The organism is Streptomyces griseosporeus (assembly GCF_014656055.1).
Lineage (GTDB): Bacteria > Actinomycetota > Actinomycetes > Streptomycetales > Streptomycetaceae > Streptomyces > Streptomyces griseosporeus.
Genome location: NZ_BNBR01000002.1, coordinates 462,437 through 484,268 on the forward strand (window position 1 = coordinate 462,437; position 21,832 = coordinate 484,268).

The following is a 21,832-nucleotide window of genomic DNA, read 5'->3' on the forward strand; positions in this document are numbered from 1 at the left end:
GAAAGGCAGGTGACACTCCCCCATGACCGCGACCACCCAGCGGCCGGTGACCGCCCCGGCGCCACCGCCCGCGGCCTCGGCGCCGCGGGCCCGCCGCACGGCCCGGCGCCGCCGGCTCACCGCCTGCGGTGTGCTGATGACGCCGTTCTTCGCCCTGCTGGCCACCGTCTTCCTGGTGCCCGTCGGCACGGCCGTCTACCTCAGCTTCTACAGCGACGACCAGCCCGGCCTGGGCTTCGGCCCCGAACAGACCGTCTTCGTCGGACTGCGCTCCTACGCCGCCGTCCTCACCGACCCGACCTTCCTCGGCGGACTCGGCACCGTCGCCCTGTACTGCCTGGTCTACATCCCGCTGATGGTCGCCGGCGCGCTCGCGCTGGCGCTGCTGCTGGACTCCGGCGTGGTACGGCTGCGGGCCTGGGCGCAGCTCGGGCTGTTCCTGCCGCACGCCGTGCCCGGCATCATCGCCGCGCTGATCTGGCTGTACCTGTACACGCCCGGGATCAGCCCGGTCGTCGACCTGTTCGCCCGCGCCGACATCACGATCGACTTCCTCGGTCTGCACACCGTGCTGCCCTCCCTGGTGAACATCGCCCTGTGGAGCAACCTCGGCTACAACACGGTGGTCTTCTACGCCGCGCTGCAGGCCGTGCCCCGCGAGGTGATCGAGGCCGCCGTCGTCGACGGGGCGGGCCCCGTGCGCACCGCGCTCCAGGTGAAGACGCCGCTGGTGCGCGCGTCGATCGTGATGGTGGCGATGTTCACGCTGATCTGGTCGCTGCAGCTGTTCACCGAGCCGATGCTGCTCAGCCAGTCCTCCCCGATGATCAACTCACGGTTCTCACCGAGCATGTACATCTACGACGCGGCGTTCACCCGCAACAACTACAGCCTCGCGGCGGCCGCCTCGGTGGTGCTGCTGGTCTGCACGATCGCCCTGTCCTACGGCGTCACCCGCCTCACCAGCCGCACCGACTCCGCCGCCCGGGAGGCCCGATGAGCTCCGCCGACAGCACCTCGCCGCGCCCGAGGCTGCTGGGCCGCGCCACCGTCAACACGGTCGTCGGCGTCTTCGTCCTGTACACGCTGCTGCCGGTGCTGTGGTTGGTGCTGGCGGCGGCGAAGGACCGGGACGCCCTGTTCGGCAGCGACCTGCTGTCCTTCGGCGACTTCTCCTTCCTCACCAACCTGCGGGACCTGTTCACCATGGACGACGGCCAGTACGGCCGCTGGTACGCCAACAGCCTGCTGTACGCGGTGCTCGGCGCGGCCGTCGGCTCGCTGGTGAGCGTGGCCTGCGGGTACGCCTTCGACAAGTACCGCTTCCGGCACAAGGAGAAGCTGTTCGGGCTGGTGCTGGCGGCGGTGATGGTGCCGCAGACCGTGCTCGCGCTGCCGCTGTACCTGATGGCCTCACAGGCCGGGCTGGTCAACACCTTCTGGGCGGTGTTCGTCCCGGTGCTGTTCAACCCGTTCGGTGTCTACCTCGGCCGGATCTTCAGCCAGGGCTACGTACCCGACGAGGTCCTGGAGGCGGCCCGCATCGACGGCGCGGGCGAACTGGCGATGTACGCGCGCGTGTCGCTGCGGATGCTCGGCCCCGGCCTTGTCACCGTCTTCCTCTTCCAGCTCACGGCCATCTGGAACAACTTCTTCCTGCCCATGGTGATGCTGTCCGACCAGGACCTGTATCCGGTCGGTCTCGGCCTGTACACCTGGAACAGCTCGGCGTCCGTGTCCCCCGAGTACTACCCGGTGGTGATCATGGGTTCGCTGCTCGCCGTGCTGCCGCTCGTCCTCGCCTTCGCCCTGCTCCAGCGGTTCTGGCGCAGCGGTCTGACCGCCGGCGCCGTGAAGTAGGACCGCCCGATGGGAGCCGCGTCTCACCCCGATGGGAGTCACCCCGTTCCGATGACCGAAGCAACGCCCGGCGCGCGCCCCCGCGCCGCCCTGGCCATGTCCGCCGACGCCGCGGCCGCCGTCCTCGACGCCGAGTCGCTGGCGGCGCTCGGCGCGATCTGCGACCTCGTCCCGCCGCCCGTCCTCGACGATCTGACGACCCCTCGGGCCCGTGCCGTGCTCGCCGACGTGGACCTGCTGGTGACCGGCTGGGGCTGCCCGCCGCTGGACGAGGCGGTCCTCGCGGCGGCGCCCCGGCTGCGGGCCGTGGTGCACACCGCGGGCAGTGTGCGCGCCCATGTCACCGACGCCTGCTGGGAGCGCGGCATCGAGGTGTCGTCGGCCGCCGCGGCCAACGCCCTGCCGGTCGCCGAGTACACGCTCGCGATGATCCTGCTGAGCGGCAAGGAGGTGCTGGAGCGGGCGCGGGCCTACCGGTCGGCCCGCGCCCGCGCGGACTGGCTGCGCACCCCGCGCACGGTCGGCAACTACCGCCGCACGGTGGGCATCCTGTCGGCGTCGCTGATCGGCCGCCGCGTCATCGAGCTGCTGCGCCCGCACGACCTGGACGTCCTGCTGTACGACCCGTACGTGACGGACGCCGACGAGCTGGGGGTGGAGCGGGTGGAGCCGGCGGAGCTGTTCGCCCGCTGCGACACCGTCAGCGTGCACACCCCGCTGCTGCCCACCACCCGGGGTCTGGTGAGCCGGGAGCTGATCGGGGCGATGCGTCCCGGCGCCGTACTGATCAACACCGCGCGCGGGGCGGTCGTCGACCAGGAGGCGCTCACCGAGGCCGCGCTGGCCGGCCGGATCCGCGCGGTCCTCGATGTCACCGAGCCCGAAGTGCTGCCGCCGGACCACCCGTTGTGGGAGTGCGAGAACGTGCTGATCACCCCGCACCTGGCCGGGTCCCAGGGCAACGAGTGGCGGCGCCTGGCCGAGCTGGCGGTCGCCGAGGCGGCCCGCTGGGCCTCCGGCGCCGGCTTCCTCCATCCCGTACGACGCGAAAGGCTGGCGTTCCTGGCATGAGCATCCCGTTCGAACTGCCCCCGGAGGACCGCGAGCCGAGTCCGTTCACCGGTTACACCCGCGCCCACTGGGAGGCCGTCGCGGACGGGCTGCTCGCGGCGGCGTGGCGGTGGGCCACGCCGGGCGGCGCGCTGCTCGACCTGCCCGGCCGGCCCTCGCGCTCGGGGGTGCGCTCCGACGGACTGGAGGGCTACGCGCGCACGTTTCTCGCCGCCGCGTTCCGCGTCGCGGGCGCCGGGGGCGCGGATCCGCACGGCTGGCTGGAGCGGTACGCGCGCGGCCTCGCCGCGGGCACCCGCACGCCGGGCCGGGACGACACCGAGTCCTGGCCGGTGATCCTCGACCACGACGTGCAGGGCCAGCCGATGGTGGAGTCCGCGTCGGTCGCGCTGGGTCTCAGGCTGACCGCGCCGTGGCTGTGGAAGCACCTCGACGAGGACGTGCAGGACCGGGTGGAGGAGTGGCTGCGCGGGGCGCTGCGCCACACGCCCGCGCCGAACAACTGGTACCTCTTCCCGTTCACAGTCGCCGGGTTCCTGGAGTCGGTGGGCCGCGGCGACGCGGAGACGGCGGCGGCCCGGGAGCGGGCGCTGGAGCTGATGGAGACCTGGTACCGGGGCGACGGCTGGTACGCCGACGGCGACGGCCGCGCCTTCGACCACTACAACGGCTGGGCCCTGCACCTGTACCCGGTGCTGGACGCCCACCTGTCCGGGGACGGCGAGCTGTCCGGGCGCTGCGGCGCCCGGCTGCGCTCCCACCTGGAGGGCTACGGCCTGATGTTCGGCGCCGACGGGGCGCCACTGCACTTCGGGCGGTCGCTGGCGTACCGCTTCGCCGCCTCCGCGGCCGTCTCGCTGGGCGCGCTGACCGGCCACACCCCGCTGACGCCGGGCGCCTCGCGGCGGCTGGCCAGCGGCAGCCTGCGCCACTTCCTGGAGCGGGGCGCGCTCACCGGGGACGGGCTGCTGAGCCTGGGCTGGTACGGCCCGCACGAGCCGACGCTGCAGTCCTACTCGGGTCCGGCCTCGCCGTACTGGGCGTCGAAGGCGTTCGTCGCGCTGCTGGCGCCGGCCGAGCACCCGCTGTGGACCGTGCGTGAGGAGGCGGCGCCGGTGGAGGAGGCCGACCGGGTGCTGGCGCTGCCCGCGCCGGGGCTGCTGGTGCAGGCGACGCGCGCGGACGGGATCGTACGGCTGCACAACCACGGCAGCGACCATGTGCGCCCGCACGAAGGCGAGGCGGCCGCGGAGGACGACCCGCACTACGGCCGGCAGGCCTACTCCACGCGGACCGGGCCGACCGCGCCCGGCAACGCCGCGGACAACCATCTGTCGGTGCGGGTCGCCGGCCGGGGCAGCGTCCGGCGCCGCCTCCGTCCGCTCGGCGCCGGGCACGGCGACGGCTGGGGCTGGGCGGCGTCCTGGCACCAGCCGGTGTTCACGGCCGGGCCGCCCATGGTGCCGGGGCTGCGGGTGGAGAGCGTCACGGTCGCGTACGGGCGGTACGAGCTGCGCGTGCACCGGGTGGTCGGGGCGCCGCCGGGCGCCCGGCTCACGCACACCGGTTGGGCCACCGGCCCCGAGGAGCCGCTGGTCTCGGCGCTGCACCCGCTGCACGGCTGGGACGCACCCGTGGACGTGGTGCGTGCCCCGCAGGGGACGGCCTTCACGCGCTGGGCCCAGGTGCCCCGGCTCGGCGGGGCGGCGGGCGGTACGTCGCTGCACGTGTGCCTGGCCACGCTGACCGGCGAGAGCGATGCCGCACCGCTGTCCGGCGCGGTCACCGGGACCAGGGTGGACGAGACGTCGGCGGAGGTCGTCTGGGCGGACGGGGCGCGCACCCGGGTGTCGTTCGAGCCGGTGGAGGTGACGCACACGACGGCGTGAGGGAGGGCCGGGCGTGAGGGACGGCCGTGGCGACATCCCGTCGGAAGCCGTCACGAACGCCCCTGGGGCGGGCCGGAGTTCCCGCATAGCGTCGGGACATCCCGTCCGCCCCGCGAGAGAGCACGAGAGAGCACCCGTATGCCGTACGTCATGCCCGTCGTCATCGGAATCGTCTACGCCCTGCTGATGTCCCTCATCCGTGAGCCGCACCGGCGCCGCTTCAACGCCCTCATGGTGGGCGGGGCGGGCGCCGCCTATCTCAGCGGCGGAGCGCTGGGCGGCTGGGAGTTCGCGTTCACGGCCGTCGCCACCTATGCCGCCTACCGGGGCCTGGAGTCGTGGACCTTGATCGGCGTTGCGTGGCTGCTGCACACCGTCTGGGACATCGTGCACCACCTCAAGGGACAGCCGATCATCCCGTTCCTGCACGACTCCTCGTTCGGCTGCGCGATCTGCGACCCGGTCATCGCGCTGTGGTGTCTGCGGGGCGGTCTCCCGCCGCGGGCGTGGCTGCGCGGGCCGGTCGCCGCGCGGCAGCCGGCCTCCTGATCCGTGGGCCGCTCAGCAGCGGCCGACGTGCGTGTGGCGGTCCGTCCGTTCCTCGGCGCGGGTCCGGGCCCGGGCGCGCCGGTCGTGCCGCCAGTCCGTGACCGCCACGGTGAACGCGGCGAGCATGGCGGCGGTCCCCGCGCCGACGGCGAGGGCGACGGCGGTCCGGTAGTCGTCGCCGGTGGCGTTCAGCACCAGGTAGAACAGGCCGGGCAGGAGCGCCGTACCGACCGCGCCGCCGAGCCGCTGGCCCGTCTGCAGCGCGCCTCCGGCCGCGCCCGCCATCCGCACCGGGACGTCCCGCAGGGTCATGGTGACGTTGGGGGAGATGACGCAGCCGCTGCCCAGGCCGCCCACGAGCAGGGCGGGGGCGGTGAGCCAGGGCAGGGCGCCGGCCGGAGCGAGGCGCAGCAGCAGGGCGGCCGTGCCGAGCCCGGCCATCACGGTGACCAGCCCCCACACGGTGAGCAGCCGGCCCAGCCGCTCCACCAGCCGCCCGGCGACGACGGCGGCGGCCGCCGAGCCGAGCGCGAACGGGGTGACCGCGAGCCCGGACCGCAGCGGCGAGTAGCCGAGGCCGTTCTGGAAGAACAGCGCGAAGACGAGCCAGACCCCGCTGAACCCGACGAAGTACAGGGCGGCGAGCGTGGCGCCCGCTAGGTAGCCGCGGGTGCCGGTGGCCAGGCGCGGGTCGAGCAGCGGCTGGCCGCCGCGCGCGGTGACCCGGTGCTCCCAGCGCGCGAAGACGGCCAGCAGCGCGGCGCCGGCCGGGAACAGCCACCACAGCCGGGCCGTCCCGCCGGCCTCCGCGAACACCAGCGGCAGCATCAGCGCCAGGACGCCCGCGCCGAGCAGGGCGACCCCGGGCAGGTCGAGCCGCTGCCCGCGGCCGGGCGCCACGCGGGGCAGCAGGCGGGCGCCGAGCAGCAGCGCGGTCGCGCCGACCGGCACGTTGACGTAGAAGATCCAGCGCCAGCCCTCCGGCCCGGAGGCGAGCGTCAGGATGAGGCCGCCGACGACGGGGCCGACGGCGCTGGACACGCCGACGGTGGCGCCGAAGAGGCCGAAGGCGCGTCCGCGTTCCGCGCCGCGGAACATCTGCTGGATCAGCGCGGAGTTCTGCGGGGCGAGACAGCCGGCGGCCACTCCCTGGGCGACGCGCGCCACGACGAGCAGCGCGACCGTGGGCGCGGCGCCCGCCGCGGCGCTGCACACCACGAAGGCGGCCAGCGCGCACAGGAAGATACGGCGCCTGCCCACCGCGTCGCCGAGGCGCCCGGCCGGCACCAGGGCCAGCGCGAACGCCAGTGCGTAGCCGGAGACGACCCACTGCACCGAGGCGGCGGAGGCGTGCAGGCCGCGCTGGAGGGAGGGCAGGGCCACCGCGACGATCGTCACGTCGAGCAGGCTCATGAACCCGGTCACCAGCGTGACCCACAGGGCCTTCCACCGCTGCCGGCCGGCGCGCGCCGGTGTCTCGGCTCCCACGCGGGCTCCTCTCCTCGCCACCGGTCGGACCGTGGCACCGGCACCGCCGGGCGGTCCGGCGCCACACCTTGTCCCGCGTCACCCGTGGGCGGCGGGTGAAACCGGCGGCGAGAGGGTTCCCTGGTGGAGGAGGCCCGGTCAGGGCTGGAGGGGCATGCTCCAGCAGTTGGAGACGGCCGGCCGGCCGGACAGCCGGTCGGTGAGCCAGTTCACCGCGTCGCCCTGATCGGTGAGGAGCGGGGCGGCGTGGTTGATCAGGGCGCTGCCGACGTTCGGCAGGATGACGGCCTTGTACGTGACGTCCGCGCCCTTGCGGCACCAGTCCACGGCGAGGCGGCGGGCCTGCCCGTGCGGGACCAGGTTGTCGCTGACGCCGGTCGCCACCCGGACCGGGCCGGACGGCGCCGTCCTGCCGATGCGCTGGGTGTCCAGGAAGGCCCGGAGCGCGGGCGTGCCGGCGATGATCTCGCTGAGGGAGCTTCCGTCGGTGGTCCAGCGGGTGCTGCGCTGGTAGCCGTAGTGGAAGAGGGCGTCGCCGATGCACATGGTGGACAGGTCCTCCATCGCGTCCTTGCCCGCGTCGTTGAGGTGCGCCTCGGCGATGGGCCGCAGGGAGGGGTCGGACTGCAGGAAGCCGTTGAGCGACCAGCCGAGCGCCCCGGCCAGCTCGCTGCCGTCGATCGCCTTGGTGACCTCGGTGAGGTCGGCCGGGGGCGCGCCGACGTAGCTGCCGGAGAGGCGGACGTCGGGGGCGTAGGCGGGCTGCAGTTCGGCCGCCGCGGCGGTGGCGCCGCCGCCCTGGCTGTAGCCGAAGAGCCCGGTCCGGGAGTCGGCGGTCAGCGAGGTGCCCGGCAGCGCGCGGGCGGCGCGCACGGCGTCCAGCACCGCGTGCGCCTCGTCGACGCGGTTGACGTAGGTGTGCAGCCGGTCGGTGGTGCCGAGGCCGCCGTAGTCGGTGACGACGACGGCGATGCCGGAGGCGAGCAGGCGGTAGACCGAGAGGTCCTCGTAGCCGACGGAGACGGTCTGGCCGTTGAGCAGGAGCGGGTGCTCCAGGCCGAGGGAGGCGGCGCACTGGTCGCCCTGGCCCATGGTGCCGGGGGCGACCGCGACGAGGGGGCGGGATCCGCCGCCCTTCCAGGCGGCCGCGGGTTCGATGTAGGCGCCGGTGACCGCGACCGGGTGGCCGTCCGCGTCGGTGGACCGGTACATCAGCCGCGTGGCGCGGCCGGGCAGCGGGCCGTCGAGGCCGGGCAGGCTGAGCGCCAGACGCAGCGGTTCGCTGCGCACCAGGGCGCCGTTGGCGGCGGGCAGGGTGGCGGGCGGGGTGTAGAAGGCGGGGATGGTGACACCGCGGGACACGACGGGTTCCGCGGCGGTGGCGGCAGGGGCGGCCAGGGCCTGTGCGCCCAGGCAGGCGGCGGCGGTGATCGCCGCGGCCAGGAGCCGTCTGCAGGCGGGCATGGGGAGACCTCCTGTGAAGCGGCGTGCGGGAAGCGGCGCACGGGGACACGGCCGTCCTGCCGGTCGTCCGTGCGCCGGGTGACCGAGTGGGGTGAGGGGACCGTAAGCGCCCGGGAGTTACCGTGGGTAGCACCTGTCAGGTTACGGTTCGGTAATTTGACGCAGTGTCCAATAAGGCCACCGGGACGATCACGCACCGCACAGGGCCGTCGGCGGAGGGGCCGGGGTCACTCCCCCTCGTCCAGGACGGCGTCGCCGCCCTTGATGTGGCGGGCGGGGTTGTAGCCCTGTTCCATCAGGTCGACGGCCCAGGCCGTCTCCCGCACCCCTTCGACCTTGCACAGGCCGGGGCTCGCGCCGATCCGGAAGGTGCCGGGGACGGGGGTGCCGTCCTCCCGTACCGGCAGGAAGTCCAGCGGGGAGCGCCCGGGCGCGGTGTACACCACGCAGTCGGACAGCACCGCCAGCGGGTGACGGCCGGTCAGGGCGGCCAGCTTGGCCATCTTGCGGTGCATGTTGACGCGCGCCTTCGCGATGACGGCGGCACGGATGTACGGGTTCCACGTCGGCCGCTGCAGGGCGGGCCAGGGCTCGCCGTCGCGGTAGTGGCGGCCCTGGGGGCGTTCGCGGAGCTTGCCGATGCCGCCCTTGACCGTCGACTTGACCGCCGAGAGCACCATGGCGCCCTGCCGGTGGCGGCGGACCGCGGCGGCGAGCCGCTCGTCCGTGGCCTCGGCGAGGCGCGCCGGATCAAGGGTCGTGGCCTCCAGCTCCCGCAGCGCGGCGCGCAGCGCGTCGAGGGCGGACTCGTCCGCGGCGGCGTACGCGCGGTGCAGGGCGAGGGCGTCCAGGTAGGCGGCCGGGTCGGCGTCGTTCCCGACGGGAATGCCCATCTCGGCGGTGGTGGTGAGGTAGGCGTCGCGCAGCCGGTCGTGCCAGGGGTCCAGGTACGGTCCCGTCTCCCGGCGCAGCCAGGCCTCGACGGGGCGGACGCGGTGGCCCAGCTCCTCGGCGTAGGCGAGCGTCGGGGTGGTGTACCAGGCGGGACCCTCGGGACGCTCCCCGCTCGGGGTGAACGGCGACGGCAGGCGCGGGTCCAACTCGATGCCGGACAGGTCGGCGAGCCAGGTCCCGGGGACCTTCTTGTCGAAGGCGGGCGCGGTGACGTGCTCCGGCTCGGACAGGCCGACGGTGAGGCGGGAGGCGGCGGCCAGGAACGCGGTGTTGACGTCGATGCCGACCGCCCACGGCAGCAGGCACTCCTCGTCCGACAGCAGCTCCGGGTCCCGCACCCACTGGTAGGCCTCCTCGTCCAGGAAACCGCGGTCCCAGCCCTGCGCGACGGGGTGTTCGAGGGGGGCCTCGGGGGGCGCGGGGTCGACGGGGCGGGTGAGCGCGCCCGGGTTGGGACCGGAGACCCACGCGCCGGTGGCCTCGTCCCGCACCGGCCGGGTGGGCGGGCGCAGCGCGCTCATCAGTTCCAGGCCGGTGACGGCGGTGGAGCCGCGCGGGGTCAGGACCCGGGTCGCGTACACGCCGAGGACACGGGCGAGGTCGGCGGGGTGCAGCCGGGCGGCGTCGCCCCAGGCGCGGCTGTCGAGGGCGTCCCAGGGCAGCACGGCCAGCTGCACGCACCGGCGGCGGCCCGAGGTCGCGGGCCGGTAGATCCGCGGCCAGGGCCCGAACCCGCGCTGGGTCAGCTTCCACTTGGCCTTCGTCAGCTGCCGTACGACGGGATGGTCGTCGGGCAGGCGCAGGGCGCGCCGGTCCTCCAACCGCTCGGGCAGCCCGAACCGTGCGGCGGCCGAGGCGGTCAGCACGATCAGCGGGTCGGAGTCCTTGCCGTTCCGGTGCAGCCGTTCCTGCCCCACACCGGCTTCGTCGAGCGCCCACTCGACCAGCTCCACGAGGGTGCCCGCCGGGCAGTCGAGCAGGAGTCCGCCCAGGCAGTAGGCGGTGCCGTCCCCGTCGAGAACGGCCAACGGCCCGTTCGGGAACGGGGACTCGTCCGCGGTGGAGGCTGCTGCGGCGGGCTTGCGGGCGGCGCGACGGGCGGGGGGCGACTGGGAGGGCCGGGTGCGGGGGGTCGTGGTGCCGGGTGCGGGGGGTGTGGCGGTGGTGGTGTCCGCGTCGGAGGGTGTGGGGGTGGCGGTATCCGCGTCGGAGGGTGTGGGGTTTACGGCGGTGGCGGTGCCGGCGGTTGCGGGGGGTGCGGCGGAGACAGCGCCGGTGGCGGCGGGTGCCTGAGGTACGGCGGAGACAGCGCCGGTGTCGTCGGGACGCGTGGCGTCGGCGGAGGCGTCGGCCGGTCCGGACTCCTCCGGCCGGTCCGCGGGGGCGGACGCAGGGGCGGGGTAGCGTGCCGCAAGGCCCTCCAGCAGGCGTCGATAGGCCTCCAGCCGTTCCCCCCGGGGTTCGGCGCGACCGGCCTCCCAGGCCTGGATGCTCGGCACGCGGACGCCGAGCGCCTGGGCCACGGCGGCCTCGGTCAGCCCGGCCGCCTCGCGCAGGCGGGTCCGCTCGGCCGGGACCGGCAGCACCGTGCCCTCGTCAACCGCGGCGAGCAGCGAGTCGACCGCGGCGAGCAGTTCCTGCGGCTGATCCGTCACCTCGGGCTCCCTTCCCTGCCGGACACCTTCACCGGACGCCTTCACCGGACCCCCTGGCGCATCTCTTCAAGCCGGGTGACCAGCCGCTGGTAGCGCTGCGAGGCGGCCTGCGAGGAGTTCAGGCCGCGGTGGCGGGCGATCTGCCGCCAGTCCAGTCCACGCCGCCGCGCCTCCATGACCACCTGCGCCTCCAGCTGGTCCAGCGCGACCCGCATCTCCTCCAGGAGACTGAGCCCGGCGGCGACATCGGCCTCCGTGTCCGCGTGCGCGGCACCCTGGTCGGGCACCGCGGCGAGCGCGTCCTCCCGGGCCGCCGCCTCCAGCAGGCGGCCGACCAGCGCGGCGTCGCGCCGCAGCCGGCCGGCGGGCGACTCCTCGTCGGCGGGGTCCGCCGCGAGGCGCGAGAGCCGCTGCCGGGCCTGGTCGTGCAGGTCGTGGGACATGGTGATCACCCTAGCGCGCCCGGCCAACGGAACAACGGAACGTTGTTTCCTCCGCTCTGTAGCGTGACCTCATGACCGACTGGAGTCTCGATCGCTACTGCGCCGAAATCCTCACCCAGACCGACCTGTTGTGCTCCCTCGCCGGGGACGGCGAGCTGACGGCCCGCGTCCCGACCTGCCCCGGCTGGAACTTCGGCCAGTTGCTGCGGCACGTCGGCGGCACCCACCGCTGGGCCGACACCGTCGTCCGCGGCCGCGCCACCGAGCCCGTCCCCGACACCATGGTCAACGAGGTCTTCCACTACGACGACAAGGACCCGGCCGCCCTGCGGGACTGGCTCGCCAAGGGCGCGCGGCGGCTCACCGACGGGCTCGTCGCGGCCGGACCCGACGCGCGGGTGTGGACCGTCGTACCCGACCGGCCGATCACCTTCTGGGCCCGGCGCATGCTGCACGAGACCGTCGTCCACCGGGCCGACGCGGCCTGGACGGTGGGCGTCCCCTACGCACTGGACGCGGCCGTGGCGCGGGACGGGTTCGAGGAGTGGCTGGGCTTCGGGCAGGTCCCGGAGGCGTACGAGACCGAGGACGGGCAGGAGCCGCTGCTCGGGCCGGGACGCGGCCTGCGGTTCGAGCCCTCGGACGGACCGGGCGCGAACGGACCGAGCACGGGCTGGTTCGTCGATCTCACCGGCGACGCCCCGACGTGGACACGTGACGGCGGCGGGGCCGCGGCGGTCACCGTGCGCGGCCCGCTGAGCGACCTGCTGCTGCTCGTGTACGGCCGTCCGGTGCGCGACCGGCTCCACGTCAGCGGCGACACCGGCCTGCTCGACCTCTGGCTGGAGCGGACCGGCTTCTGGATCGAGTGACGGCGGCCGGCGGCACCCCGGCCCCGAAATCCGAGCCGTGACGCGAAAACCGATCGGCGCTCCCCAGCGTCCCTGCCGTTATGAACACGTTCAAAAAAGCGGCGGGTCAGTTGGTCAGGTTCGGGGTGCTGCAGCTGCGGTGCTGTGCGTTCGCGGTGGCGCTGCTCGGCGGGATCGCCGTGTCCCGGCTGCTGCCGCCGCTGCCCGTCGCCGGCTACGACCTGGTGCTGCTCTACGGCGTGGTGCTCACCGTCGTGGCCCGTGTGGCCGGCTGGGAGACCCGGCGGGACATGGCGGTGATCGCCGTCTGCCATGTGGTGGGGCTGCTGTTCGAGCTGGTCAAGGTGCGGCTGGGGTCGTGGAGTTACCCCGAGGACGCCGTCACGAAGATCGCCGGGGTGCCGCTGTACGGCGGCTTCATGTACGCGGCGGTGGCGTCCTACGTCTGCCGGGCCTGGCACCTGATGCGGCTGAGCTGCACCGGCTACCGGGCCGTGGCGACCGGCGTGGTGGCGGCCGCGGTCTATCTCAACTTCTTCACCCACCACTGGCTGCCGGACCTGCGCTGGCCGCTGGCGGCGGCGCTGGTGCTGGCCACCGCGGGGACCTGGGTCGGCTTCTCCGTCGGCGCGGACCGCTACCGGATGCCGCTCGCCCTGTCGTTCGTCCTGATCGGCTTCTTCCTCTGGGTCGCGGAGAACGCCGCCACGTACGCCGGTGCGTGGAGCTACCCGTCCCAGCTGCACGGCTGGCAGCCCGTGTCCCCCAGCAAGATCGTCGCGTGGGCGCTGCTGATCAGCGTCACCTTCGTCGTGGCCGAACGGGCCAAGGCGCCGGAGCGCCCCACCGGGAAAACGCCGCCGCCGGGCGCCGTCCGGATGCTTGGGTGGGCAGGGTCCGCCACCGATCAAGGGAAGTGAGGGCGCGGAGCACTCCCTCGTCGGCACCATGGAGCACGGCGAGGGCCCCCTCCCCACAGGCTTCACCGTCAGCGACGACCGGGAGGGCACCGCCCTGACCGCGGAGGGCGTGACCCTGATCCTGCACCGGGTCCTGCGGCCCCTCCCGGAGGGCCCGGTCACCTCCCCCGAGGGTGGGGTGACCGGGCAGGTCTCCGGCGTCTGGCGGACACCGGACGGTGCGCTCGCCCGAGGGGTGTTCGTCTCCGTACGGCACCCGGGCCCGGACGCATGACCTGCCGGGACGGCCCCGTGACGGGTGCCCTCCCGGGACGGCCCCGTCAGGCCGTCGTGCCGAGGCCCTGCGTCGTGTAGGCGCACTCGGTGTAGATGTAGCCGGGTTCGAGCTCGGCGGTGTCGGTGCCCGGTGCGGAGACGCTGTCGCCGTCGGGCTTGTGCAGGAAGTAGGTGGTGCCCGGCGGCAGGCTGATGGTGCGCTGCGGGTAGTTCCTGCCGCTGTCGCCGCACGGCTTGGCCGCCGAGTCGATGGTCGTGCCGAAGGGGTACGCCTTGCAGCCGCCGCACGCCTTGAGGGTGAAGCTGCCGGTGACCGGGCCGGTGTAGAGGACCGTGATGTCGTCCGGGCTGTCGTTCTGCACGGTGACCTCGATGCTGCCCCCGGAGGCGGTGGTGGGCAGGCGCTTGCCCGCCTCCGGGATGGTCCGGGCTATCTCCGCGGCGATGGCGATCTTCTGCGCGCGGGCCCGGTTGCCGTCGTTCTTGTTCTGCGCTGCGAAGTCCTCCATGGTCTTCTGCGCCGCCTCGAAGTCGCCCTCCCGGTACTGGTCGACACCGCACGCGTACATGCCCCGGGCCGCGCTGCCCGACGCCCGGTCGGCGTCCTTGACGAGGGCGCCGCCGGACGTGGCCGGCTTCGCCGACAGGCCGCTGATCCTGGTGCCGAGGTCACGCAACCGCTCGACCGCCGCGCAGGGTTCGTCGCCGCGCACCCCCTGCTCGGCCCTGCCGACCGCGCCGCCGACCGCCGGTTCCACCTTGGCCGCCTGTGCCGACTCGGGGAAGGTGGTGAGCAGTTCGCCGAACCGGTCGGCCCAGTCGGCGTCGCCCTTGGCCAGCCCGGCCGCCCCGCACTCGTACAGCGAGGTGGCGAGCCGGTCGTCGGGCCACCCGGCCAGCGAGCCGAGCTGTCCCTTCGGCATGGTCTGCGGCACGGTGCGCAGATAACCGAGCGGTGCGACGGCAGCGCAGTAGTCCTTGCGGTCATACGGCGCGCCGACCGTCGCGTAAAAGGTCTTCATCCGGTCGGGCACCCGGGCGGCGGCCCGTGAGCCGGGATGACCGGTCGCCAGGTCGCGGTAGGCGGCCAGGGCCTTGCGGTAGTCGGCCTCGGCCCTGGTGAACGGCTGCCGGCCGGCCTCGGTCACCACCTGGTCGGCGCGCTCCAGCCGGTCCAGGAGCATCCGCTGCACGGCCTCGTCGCGCGCGCCGTCGTACAGCACCGCGCCCCCGGCGGGCACGGCGAGCAGGGCCACACCCAGCAGCAGGGCGAGCGGGGCGCGGGACGGCCAGGTCAGCCGGGTCCGCAGCCCGGCGATCGCCCCGTGGACGGCAGCCGCCGCCAGCACGGCGGCGTAGACGAGGAGCGCGCCGGCGGGGACGCCGTCCGCGTCGGCGGGCAGGGCCACCAGGAGCAGGACGGCGGTCGCGGCCCAGCACACGGCCATCGGCAGCCAGCGGCGCAGCAGCGCGTACCCCAGTCCGAGTCCGCTGAGGTTGAGGACCGCCACGGCCACCGCGCGCAGGGCGTCCGGCGGTGCTGGCGGCGCGGCGGGCGGCAACGGGGGCATCGGCGGTGCGCCGAACCCCTGGCCGTACGGCCCGCTCCCGTAGGGCCCGCTTCCGTACGGCTGGCTTCCGTACGGCCGGCCGTACTCCGGACCGGCCCCCGCGCCGCTCGTGCGGTCGGCCCCCTGGCCGGAGGGTGGACCGAAGCCCTGCCCCGACGGCGGCTGCGCTTGCTCCGGTGATGGCGGCCCGGCCGGCTCGCCGTACGGATTTCCGGCCTCCTGGCCGTACGGGTTCCCTGACATGGCGGCTCCCCCCGTTGAATTCGCCCGCATGCCTGTGGTTTTGGCAGTGTACGGCCGACCACTGACAGTCGACAGACTCCCGGCAGCCGCGGACGCGGAAGCCTTGTTATGACAGCCGTCATGACGGATGCTGGGCCGGACGGCCGCCCGCCGACCGGCGTGGTGGCAGGCGCGGCACACGGACGGGAGGACGCGGCATGGCCGACGGTCTGGCACGGATGCTGTGGGAGCGGTACGAACCGGTCCACGACGTCGTCTACTTCGCCCCCGAGGCACGCGAGGCCGCCGACGGGCTGGGGCTGCGCGGCTTCTGGATGGGCTACTTCGCGCTGCGGGCCGCGCCGCTCGGCCCGGTCTCCGCACCGGTGGTGACGAGCTGCTTCTACGTCTTCCATCCCGACCGGGTGGCCCGGGCCCTGCCGGACGCGTGGCGGTACGCCGACCCTGAGCTGGTCCTTGCGGCGCGGGCCCGCGCGGTGGACGAGGCCCTCACCCGCCTGCTGGGCCCGGACACCGTCGCCGGGCCGCTGCTGGCGGAGGCCGCGGACCTGGCCTGGGAGGCGGCCCGCGGCGCCGACACGGCGGGCCGGGTCCTGGGCGCCGCCAACCAGGCCCTCCCCCGGCCCGAGCGTCCCGCGGCCCGGCTCTGGCAGGCGCTCACGACCCTGCGCGAACACCGGGGCGACGGCCACGTCGCCGCGCTGGTCGGCCACGGCGTGGGACCGGTGGCGGCGATGGTGCTGAAGGCGGCGGCGGGCGAGTCGGACGCCGGGCTGCTGCGGGACACCCGCAGATGGGACCCCGCCGACTGGGCGGCGGCCGAGGCCGCGCTGCGGGAGCGGGGCTGGCTCGACGAGGCGGGGCGGATCACCGAGGCCGGTGCCGCCGTGCGCGCGTCGGTGGAGGAGATGACGGACGCCGCCGCCGAGCAGCCCTGGACCGCCCTCGGCCGGGACGCGGCCGTGCGCCTCGCCGAGCTGCTGGAACCGCTCGCCCGTGCGGTCCTCGCCGCCCGGCTGATCCCGGCCGGCAACCCGGTCGGCCTGACCGGCGGGCTGTGGGAGACGGCCGCCGCGGGTTAGCGCGGCGCGCCGGAGGGCACTCGGCGGCCACGGCGGGTCCGACCGGGAGCCGCCGCGCTCTGCAGGAGGTGAGGGACATGGGTCACGGTGGGAACGTCATCGACGAACTGGTGACCGATCACCGGGAGGTCGAGGAGCTCTTCGGCCAGATCGAGGCGCTGCCGGCCGGTGACAAGAACCGCAAGGTCCTTGCGGACCAGGCCACGATGGAGCTGGTCCGGCACTCGGTGGCCGAGGAGGCCTATCTCTACCCGGCCGTACGGGAGCACCTGCCCGACGGGGACGCCATCGCGGACCGGGAGATCGACGACCACTCCAGGGCCGAGCAGCTCATGAAGGACCTGGAGGGCTGCGGTGCCGAGGACCCCGAGTTCGACCGGCTCATCGGCCTGCTGATGAACGAGATCCGCTCGCACATCGCCGACGAGGAGGAGAACCTCTTCCCGCGGCTGCGGACGGCCTGCTCTCCGGAGGCGCTCGACGACCTGGGCGACAAGGTCCGCCAGGCGAAGAAGATGGCGCCCACGCGTCCGCACCCGTCCGCTCCGGACAAGCCCCCGGCCAACAAGCTGCTCGCACCGGGCGCGGGTCTCGTCGACCGGCTGCGCGACGCCCTCTCGGGACGCGGCAAGCACGCCTGACCGAGCCGGAGCCCGGCCGGAAGCTCACTCACCACCCCCACCGGACCAGGGCCCGCCGTCACACGACGGCGGGCCCTTCCATGCGTACGACACCCATCGGACTCAGCGGGGCAGGTGGGCCAGGAGGTGTCGTATCGCCCGTACGACGTCCGCCGGGCGGCCGTCGCCGCAGCGGACCACGGGCACCTTGTACGGAGTGCGCTCCCCGTCGGGCGCGGCCTGGGCGGTCAGGGACACCATCGGTGTGCCGACCGCCGCCGCCAGCTGCGCGGTGTCGGGGTCCCCGGTGACGCCACCTGGTCGGCGCGGGTGGCGACGGCGCGGACGGCGGGGCCGCACAGCAGGACCCCGCCGAAGCCGTCGACGCGGGCGACGAGAGCCTTCACCCGTCTCACGTTCCTCTCAGGTGTCGCGGTGTGCCGTGGGGGCGAGCGTCCGGGCGAGCCCCTCCTGCCAGGTCACCCGCGGGGCCCAGCCGAACAGCTCCCGGGCGAAGCCGGTGTCGGGACGGGGCGCGCCGGCACCGTCCACGCCGTCGACGAAGCGCAGCGGTGCGCGGGAGCCGGTCAGCTCGATCACCCGGCGGGCGATCCGGCCGACGGGCACCGCCTCGTCTCCCCCGATGTCGACGGGCCGTACCGACCGTCCTGCGGCGACCAGCAGCAGTCCGTCCACCGCGTCGTCGACGTAGCACAGCGACAGCGCGCCGTGGCCGTCGGCGGGGACGGTGACGGGTCCACCGGCCATCGCCCGGGTGACCAGCCCCGAGACGGTACGGCCGTCGTCGGGACGCATCCCGGGACCAAAGGTGTCGTACACCCGCACGATCCCGGCGTTGCTGCCGTGGGTGCCGGCGTGCGCGGCGACCAGGGTCTCGGCGAACCGCTTGGACTCGGCGAAGGCGCTGACCGGGCCCACCGGGTCGGCCCGGTCGAGGTGGGCCGTGGGGTGATCCGGGTGCCCGTTGCCGTTCGGCGGGCAGGCCTCGCCCGCGGAGACGAGCAGGAACCGCGCCCCGTCACGGTCGGCGACGGCGAGCGCGTTGCGGGTGCCGAGGCTGGCGGCGTCCAGGGCGCGCAGGGGGCTGCGCCGGCAGTCGGCGGGGGCGGCGGGTCCCGCCAGGTGCAGGACCAGGTCGTACGGCCCGGTGAGCGCGGACCGGCAGTCGGGGTCGGCGACGTCGAGCTGGAGGAAGCGGAAACCGGCCCGCCCGGCGAGGCGCTGCACGTTCCCGGCGCGGCCGGTGGACAGATCGTCCAGGCAGTCGACTTCGACGCCTGAATCCAGCAGCCGGGCGGTCAGATGGGAGCCGAGGAAGCCGGCGCCGCCCGTGATCAGTGCCCGCCGCCACGGCAACGACCCGGCCGCGGAGGTCTTCGGGGAGGGTGTCGGCATCATGAGACGGTCTTCCTTCCCTGCTGCCGCCCTGACGACCGCCCCCGAGTGCCCCTCCGAGTCGCTTTCATACCCTGATGTCTGCTTCGCGCGGTGTCCGGCGACCGGAGCTGCGGAAACGGCCCGGGACCGGCGACCGCCGGGGCGGCCTGTGAGCAAACCCACTCAGGGACCAACCACCCTCCGGTGACGGGAGGTTCGCGTCCGCACGACGGTCCCCGGAGTGCGGCCGTCAGTCACTCCCCCTCCCCTTCTGTCACGATGGGCCGCGCCGTTTCCCGGCTCTCCGGAACGAACCGTGCAGCGCAGCCGGTGTTCCACGTCACCCCGTCTCCTGACCGGGCGCTGCCGCGCCCCTTGAGTAGCGCACCGTGTCTTCCTCACCTGCCCCTGCCCTGCCCGCCCCTGCCCCGGACCCCGCGGTCACGCCGCGCAAGGCCGCCTCACGCTCGCCGTGGCGGTCCCTGCGCCACCGCGGCATGCGCTGGTGGTCGCTGGCGAACTTCGTCTCCAACGCCGGTACGTGGATGCAGCTGACCGTGCAGAACCTGCTGGTCCTGCAGATCACCGGGTCCGCCGCCGCGACCGGCCTGTCGATGTCCGTGCAGGCCGCGCCCGCGCTGTTCATGAGCCTGCTCGGCGGGGCCGCGGTGGACCGGTGGCCGCGGAAGCTGACCGCCGCGGTCAGCCAGGCGCTGCTCGGCGCGATCGCGTTCACCACGGCCGTACTGGTCGCCCTGGACCGGCTCGACATGGCCTCCCTCATGGTGCTGGCGGCGCTCACCGGCGTCGTCGCCACGGTCGACGGCCCCGCCTGCGCCCTGCTCGGCAACGACCTGGTCCCGCTGGACGACGTGCCCTCGGCGATCGGTGTCGGCGCGCTGGTGCACAACGCCGGCCGGCTCGCGGGCGCGGCCCTGGCGGGCGTGACGGTGGGGGTGCTGGGCACGGCCTCGGCGTACGCGGCCAACGGGCTGTCGTTCCTGTTCGTCGCCGCGGTGATCCCCTTCCTGCGCCCGGCTCCGGGCGCCGTACCGGTGATCCCCGCACAGCGGTCCGCCCCGGAGCGGCGCGAGCGCCAGCGCGACGAGGACATGACCATCCGGCAGGGGCTGCTCTTCTTCGCGCGCCGGCCCCGGTTGGTGGCGCTGGCCGCGGTGACCGGCGTGAGCGCGGTCTTCGGCCGCAACTACGGCCTCACCCTGGCCGTCCTCGTCACCGGGCCGCTGGCCGGCGGCGCCGGGTCCTTCGGCACCGTCTCGACCGTCCTCGCCGTCGGCGGCATCCTCGGCGCGGTGCTCGGCGCGCGGCTGCACCGGCCCTCCGTGCGGCTGGTGGGCATCCTGGCCGCCATGGGCGGGCTGCTGCAGGTGGCGGCGGCCCTGTCGCCGTCGCTCGCGGTGCTGCTGGTGCTGGTGCTGCCGATGGCGGTGGTGGAGTCCGTGTCCGACACGGCCGGCACAGCCGTGCTGCAGACCGATCCCCCGGCGCATCTGCGCGGCCGCGTGCTCGGCGTGTGGAGCAGCATCGGCACGGTGTGGGGGCTCGGCGGCCCGCCCGCCCTCGGCCTGCTGATGGAGCTGGCGGGGGCGCGCGGCGCGCTGGTCACGGGCGGTCTCGTCGTCGCCGGCTCGATCGGCGCGGGTCTGCTGCTGCGCCGCCGCCGCACGGTCACCGCGGTGACCGTCCGCACCCAGGAGGGCGACGTGACGGGCCGGGAGGCACTGAGCACGGCGGCCTGAGCGGCGGAGACCGCACGGCCATCAGTACGCCGGTCCGCACCGGGGAGCCGGTGCGGCCGACGGGGGCGGAGTACGGCACCGGGGAACCAGTCGCCCCTCCGACAAGGGCGCGGTACGCCGACGGAGGATCTGGTCCGCCGACAGGCCGCGGTACGCCGGCGGAGCATCCGGTCCGCCTACAGGGCGCGCTACGGCAGCGAGAACCCAGCCAAGCCGGCAGGGCGCGGTACGCCGGCGGAGCATCCGGTCCGCCGACACGGCGCTACGGCAGCGAGAACCCGGCCAGGCCGGCAGGGCGCGGTACGCCGACGGGGAGCCGTAGCGGCGACGAGGTATCGACACTGCCCTCGGGCGCCGTCATGGCCGTATGAGCGTCGTACCCCCGCACAGCCAGGCCCGCCCTCAGGCGATGAGCGCCTGTCCGGGATCGAGCACGTCGAGGAGCTGCCCTTGGTGCAGCTGCGCCACCGGCGCGAGCAGGTCGGGGTGGCGCAGCAGGGCGGCCGCGCGGCGGTCGGCGTCGTCGGGGGCGAGCAGGCGCCGGAAGTCGACCCGGGTGCGGAGCGTGTGGTCGCCCTCGGCGAGTGCGGCCACGGCCCGGTCGGCCAGCTCGGGATCGGTGAGCAGGCAGGCCGCCCAGCTCGCGACGACCTCGTCCACCCAGGTGCGCCACGCCTGCCCGTCGGCGTCGGCCGCGACGGAGGCGTCCGCGCCGGTGACCCAGTCGAGGCGGGCGGCGCCCCCGGGGCCGGAGATCCCGACCAGGGCGGCGTCCATGGCGGTGGGGTAGCGCAGCCAGGCCGCGACGGTCACGGCCTGCCGGGCCTGCACCTCGCACAGGACGGAGGAGAGCGCGCCGCCGCACGGCGGGTAGGCGCGGGTCAGCCACTGGGCGGTGGCCGCGATGAGCGGGGAGAGGTCTGTGTGCACTGCCGGGCCGTCCGAGCCGCTGCTGGGGGTCAGGGAAACTACGCAGAACGGTAGCGGCTGCGTCCGGCCCGGTGGCCGTGTCATCGGCCACACCAGGGCCCGGCCCGGGCCGCGGCTCAGCCCGCCTCGGCCGCGTCGACCGCGTCGACCGCGGTGCTGCGTCCCAGGTAGGTGAGCGGACCGGGGTCGGGGACGGCGACGGGGTGGAAGCCGAGCCGGTCGTAGAAGGCGCGCGCGGCCGTGTTGGCCGTCACCATGCCGAGGTGCACCGCGGGCACGCCACGTGCGTGCAGGGCCGTGAGGAAGGTGTGCATCAGGCGTCTGCCGTACCCGCGGCGCTGCCACTCGGGCAGCAGGTCGATGTGCAGATGGGCGGGGTACGGCTGCAGCTCGGGCAGGATCATCCGCTCCGGCCGGTGCAGCAGGGCGATCATCTCCTCCGTCGGCGTGCGGGGCGGCCGCTCCGGCGCCGGGTAGCGGTCGGCGACCAGCGGCAGCCACCGGTCGCGCCAGTCGCGGACGAACCGCTCGGTGTCGGCGGTGCCGAGGATGTAGCCGCCGACGCCGCCGCGGCCGTCGTCGAGGACGAACGCCAGCTCCGGTTCGAAGTGGCAGTAGGGGGCGGCGAACAGGGTCGGCATGAGCTGCTGGTCGGGGTAGAGGTGCCGGGAGTCGCCGCCGTTGTCCGCCGTGCGGACGCAGACGTCCGCGACGCCGTCGCGGTCGCGCCGGTGGTAGGGACGCACCGTGGGCTGATCACTCATGGGCGGCATCCTGCCCGCCGTGG

At 74.7% G+C, this 21,832-nt stretch carries 20 protein-coding genes; 11 read left to right on the forward strand and 9 right to left on the reverse strand.

What is annotated here, in order from left to right:
• Positions 1 to 22 precede the first annotated feature (22 nt).
• From IE308_RS11075 to IE308_RS11095, 5 genes are all read left to right on the forward strand, one after another.
• On the forward strand, positions 23 to 1,000 hold the full coding sequence (locus IE308_RS11075; protein WP_190217738.1) for a carbohydrate ABC transporter permease: 978 nt from the start codon (positions 23 to 25) through the stop codon (positions 998 to 1,000).
• The gene (locus IE308_RS11080) at positions 997 to 1,860 is read left to right on the forward strand and encodes a carbohydrate ABC transporter permease (protein ID WP_190217739.1); all 864 of its coding nucleotides are present in this window, start codon (positions 997 to 999) and stop codon (positions 1,858 to 1,860) included. Before IE308_RS11075 ends, IE308_RS11080 begins: the two co-directional genes overlap by 4 nt.
• 51 nt (positions 1,861 to 1,911) lie before the next feature.
• Positions 1,912 to 2,931, forward strand: coding sequence for a hydroxyacid dehydrogenase (locus IE308_RS11085; RefSeq protein WP_190217740.1), 1,020 nt, complete (start codon positions 1,912 to 1,914; stop codon positions 2,929 to 2,931).
• Positions 2,928 to 4,820: a DUF2264 domain-containing protein gene (locus tag IE308_RS11090; RefSeq protein ID WP_190217741.1), complete on the forward strand. Its 1,893-nt coding sequence runs from the start codon at positions 2,928 to 2,930 to the stop codon at positions 4,818 to 4,820. The genes IE308_RS11085 and IE308_RS11090 overlap by 4 nt, the downstream gene beginning before the upstream one ends.
• A 138-nt stretch (positions 4,821 to 4,958) precedes the next feature.
• The gene (locus IE308_RS11095) at positions 4,959 to 5,369 is read left to right on the forward strand and encodes a DUF6010 family protein (RefSeq protein WP_190217742.1); all 411 of its coding nucleotides are present in this window, start codon (positions 4,959 to 4,961) and stop codon (positions 5,367 to 5,369) included.
• Positions 5,370 to 5,381: 12 nt separating this feature from the next.
• On the opposite strand, the gene IE308_RS11100 is transcribed toward IE308_RS11095, so the two are convergent.
• The 4 genes from IE308_RS11100 to IE308_RS11120 all read right to left on the reverse strand — a co-directional run bounded on the left by IE308_RS11100 (position 5,382) and on the right by IE308_RS11120 (position 11,373).
• Entirely contained in the window at positions 5,382 to 6,857 is a 1,476-nt protein-coding gene (locus IE308_RS11100) for an MFS transporter (protein WP_229908830.1), read from the reverse strand.
• Between the two features lie 138 nt (positions 6,858 to 6,995).
• Positions 6,996 to 8,321: a lipase family protein gene (locus IE308_RS11105; protein WP_190217743.1), complete on the reverse strand. Its 1,326-nt coding sequence runs from the start codon at positions 8,319 to 8,321 to the stop codon at positions 6,996 to 6,998.
• A 227-nt stretch (positions 8,322 to 8,548) separates the two neighbouring features.
• Positions 8,549 to 10,930, reverse strand: coding sequence for a telomere-associated protein Tap (gene tap / locus IE308_RS11115; RefSeq protein ID WP_229908831.1), 2,382 nt, complete (start codon positions 10,928 to 10,930; stop codon positions 8,549 to 8,551).
• 41 nt (positions 10,931 to 10,971) lie between these two features.
• Positions 10,972 to 11,373 (reverse strand): hypothetical protein, encoded by a 402-nt coding sequence (locus IE308_RS11120; protein ID WP_190217744.1) that lies wholly within the window; start codon positions 11,371 to 11,373, stop codon positions 10,972 to 10,974.
• A gap of 71 nt (positions 11,374 to 11,444) precedes the next feature.
• On the opposite strand from IE308_RS11120, the gene IE308_RS11125 reads away from it, so the two are divergent.
• The 3 genes from IE308_RS11125 to IE308_RS11135 all read left to right on the forward strand — a co-directional run bounded on the left by IE308_RS11125 (position 11,445) and on the right by IE308_RS11135 (position 13,439).
• Complete coding sequence (locus tag IE308_RS11125; protein ID WP_190217745.1) at positions 11,445 to 12,245, forward strand: maleylpyruvate isomerase family mycothiol-dependent enzyme; 801 nt, start codon at positions 11,445 to 11,447, stop codon at positions 12,243 to 12,245.
• Between the two features lie 80 nt (positions 12,246 to 12,325).
• Positions 12,326 to 13,165 (forward strand): DUF817 domain-containing protein, encoded by an 840-nt coding sequence (locus IE308_RS11130; RefSeq protein WP_190217746.1) that lies wholly within the window; start codon positions 12,326 to 12,328, stop codon positions 13,163 to 13,165.
• Positions 13,166 to 13,193: 28 nt separating this feature from the next.
• Positions 13,194 to 13,439, forward strand: coding sequence for a hypothetical protein (locus IE308_RS11135; RefSeq protein ID WP_190217747.1), 246 nt, complete (start codon positions 13,194 to 13,196; stop codon positions 13,437 to 13,439).
• A 46-nt stretch (positions 13,440 to 13,485) separates the two neighbouring features.
• Here IE308_RS11135 and IE308_RS11140 read toward each other — a convergent pair whose 3' ends face one another.
• Positions 13,486 to 15,012 carry a hypothetical protein gene (locus tag IE308_RS11140; protein WP_190218281.1) on the reverse strand — a complete coding sequence of 509 codons (1,527 nt, stop codon included), beginning with the start codon at positions 15,010 to 15,012 and terminating at the stop codon, positions 13,486 to 13,488.
• Positions 15,013 to 15,452: 440 nt separating this feature from the next.
• On the opposite strand from IE308_RS11140, the gene IE308_RS11145 reads away from it, so the two are divergent.
• Positions 15,453 to 16,337 (forward strand): SCO6745 family protein, encoded by an 885-nt coding sequence (locus tag IE308_RS11145; protein WP_190217748.1) that lies wholly within the window; start codon positions 15,453 to 15,455, stop codon positions 16,335 to 16,337.
• 77 nt (positions 16,338 to 16,414) lie between these two features.
• The gene (locus IE308_RS11150; protein WP_190217749.1) at positions 16,415 to 16,978 is read left to right on the forward strand and encodes a hemerythrin domain-containing protein; all 564 of its coding nucleotides are present in this window, start codon (positions 16,415 to 16,417) and stop codon (positions 16,976 to 16,978) included.
• 102 nt (positions 16,979 to 17,080) lie between these two features.
• Here IE308_RS11150 and IE308_RS11155 read toward each other — a convergent pair whose 3' ends face one another.
• Together IE308_RS11155 and IE308_RS11160 are read right to left on the reverse strand one after the other, a co-directional pair.
• Positions 17,081 to 17,317 carry a hypothetical protein gene (locus IE308_RS11155; RefSeq protein ID WP_190217750.1) on the reverse strand — a complete coding sequence of 79 codons (237 nt, stop codon included), beginning with the start codon at positions 17,315 to 17,317 and terminating at the stop codon, positions 17,081 to 17,083.
• Positions 17,318 to 17,380: 63 nt separating this feature from the next.
• Positions 17,381 to 18,376, reverse strand: a complete 996-nt coding sequence (locus tag IE308_RS11160; protein WP_190217751.1) for an NAD-dependent epimerase/dehydratase family protein — start codon at positions 18,374 to 18,376, stop codon at positions 17,381 to 17,383.
• Positions 18,377 to 18,852: 476 nt separating this feature from the next.
• Between IE308_RS11160 and IE308_RS11165 the strand changes: the two genes are divergently transcribed.
• Positions 18,853 to 20,115, forward strand: coding sequence for an MFS transporter (locus IE308_RS11165; RefSeq protein ID WP_229908878.1), 1,263 nt, complete (start codon positions 18,853 to 18,855; stop codon positions 20,113 to 20,115).
• A gap of 402 nt (positions 20,116 to 20,517) precedes the next feature.
• Here the strand turns inward: IE308_RS11165 and IE308_RS11170 are convergent, their stop codons facing one another.
• Together IE308_RS11170 and IE308_RS11175 are read right to left on the reverse strand one after the other, a co-directional pair.
• Complete coding sequence (locus IE308_RS11170) at positions 20,518 to 21,045, reverse strand: hypothetical protein (protein ID WP_190217753.1); 528 nt, start codon at positions 21,043 to 21,045, stop codon at positions 20,518 to 20,520.
• A 116-nt stretch (positions 21,046 to 21,161) separates the two neighbouring features.
• The gene (locus tag IE308_RS11175) at positions 21,162 to 21,809 is read right to left on the reverse strand and encodes a GNAT family N-acetyltransferase (protein ID WP_190217754.1); all 648 of its coding nucleotides are present in this window, start codon (positions 21,807 to 21,809) and stop codon (positions 21,162 to 21,164) included.
• Positions 21,810 to 21,832 lie beyond the last annotated feature (23 nt).

Excerpts from the sequence above, each read along its gene's own strand:
- IE308_RS11160 (WP_190217751.1), bottom strand. The coding sequence starts at position 18,376 with ATGATGCCGACACCCTCCCCGAAGACCTCCGCGGCCGGGTCGTTGCCG.
- IE308_RS11150 (WP_190217749.1), top strand. The coding sequence starts at position 16,415 with ATGGGTCACGGTGGGAACGTCATCGACGAACTGGTGACCGATCACCGG.
- IE308_RS11105 (WP_190217743.1), bottom strand. The coding sequence starts at position 8,321 with ATGCCCGCCTGCAGACGGCTCCTGGCCGCGGCGATCACCGCCGCCGCC.
- IE308_RS11080 (WP_190217739.1), top strand. The coding sequence starts at position 997 with ATGAGCTCCGCCGACAGCACCTCGCCGCGCCCGAGGCTGCTGGGCCGC.
- IE308_RS11085 (WP_190217740.1), top strand. The coding sequence starts at position 1,912 with ATGACCGAAGCAACGCCCGGCGCGCGCCCCCGCGCCGCCCTGGCCATG.
- IE308_RS11130 (WP_190217746.1), top strand. The coding sequence starts at position 12,326 with ATGAACACGTTCAAAAAAGCGGCGGGTCAGTTGGTCAGGTTCGGGGTG.
- IE308_RS11075 (WP_190217738.1), top strand. The coding sequence starts at position 23 with ATGACCGCGACCACCCAGCGGCCGGTGACCGCCCCGGCGCCACCGCCC.
- IE308_RS11090 (WP_190217741.1), top strand. The coding sequence starts at position 2,928 with ATGAGCATCCCGTTCGAACTGCCCCCGGAGGACCGCGAGCCGAGTCCG.
- IE308_RS11140 (WP_190218281.1), bottom strand. The coding sequence starts at position 15,012 with ATGCCCCCGTTGCCGCCCGCCGCGCCGCCAGCACCGCCGGACGCCCTG.
- IE308_RS11165 (WP_229908878.1), top strand. The coding sequence starts at position 18,853 with ATGCGCTGGTGGTCGCTGGCGAACTTCGTCTCCAACGCCGGTACGTGG.
- IE308_RS11125 (WP_190217745.1), top strand. The coding sequence starts at position 11,445 with ATGACCGACTGGAGTCTCGATCGCTACTGCGCCGAAATCCTCACCCAG.
- IE308_RS11120 (WP_190217744.1), bottom strand. The coding sequence starts at position 11,373 with ATGTCCCACGACCTGCACGACCAGGCCCGGCAGCGGCTCTCGCGCCTC.
- IE308_RS11145 (WP_190217748.1), top strand. The coding sequence starts at position 15,453 with ATGGCCGACGGTCTGGCACGGATGCTGTGGGAGCGGTACGAACCGGTC.
- IE308_RS11175 (WP_190217754.1), bottom strand. The coding sequence starts at position 21,809 with ATGAGTGATCAGCCCACGGTGCGTCCCTACCACCGGCGCGACCGCGAC.
- IE308_RS11135 (WP_190217747.1), top strand. The coding sequence starts at position 13,194 with ATGGAGCACGGCGAGGGCCCCCTCCCCACAGGCTTCACCGTCAGCGAC.
- IE308_RS11095 (WP_190217742.1), top strand. The coding sequence starts at position 4,959 with ATGCCGTACGTCATGCCCGTCGTCATCGGAATCGTCTACGCCCTGCTG.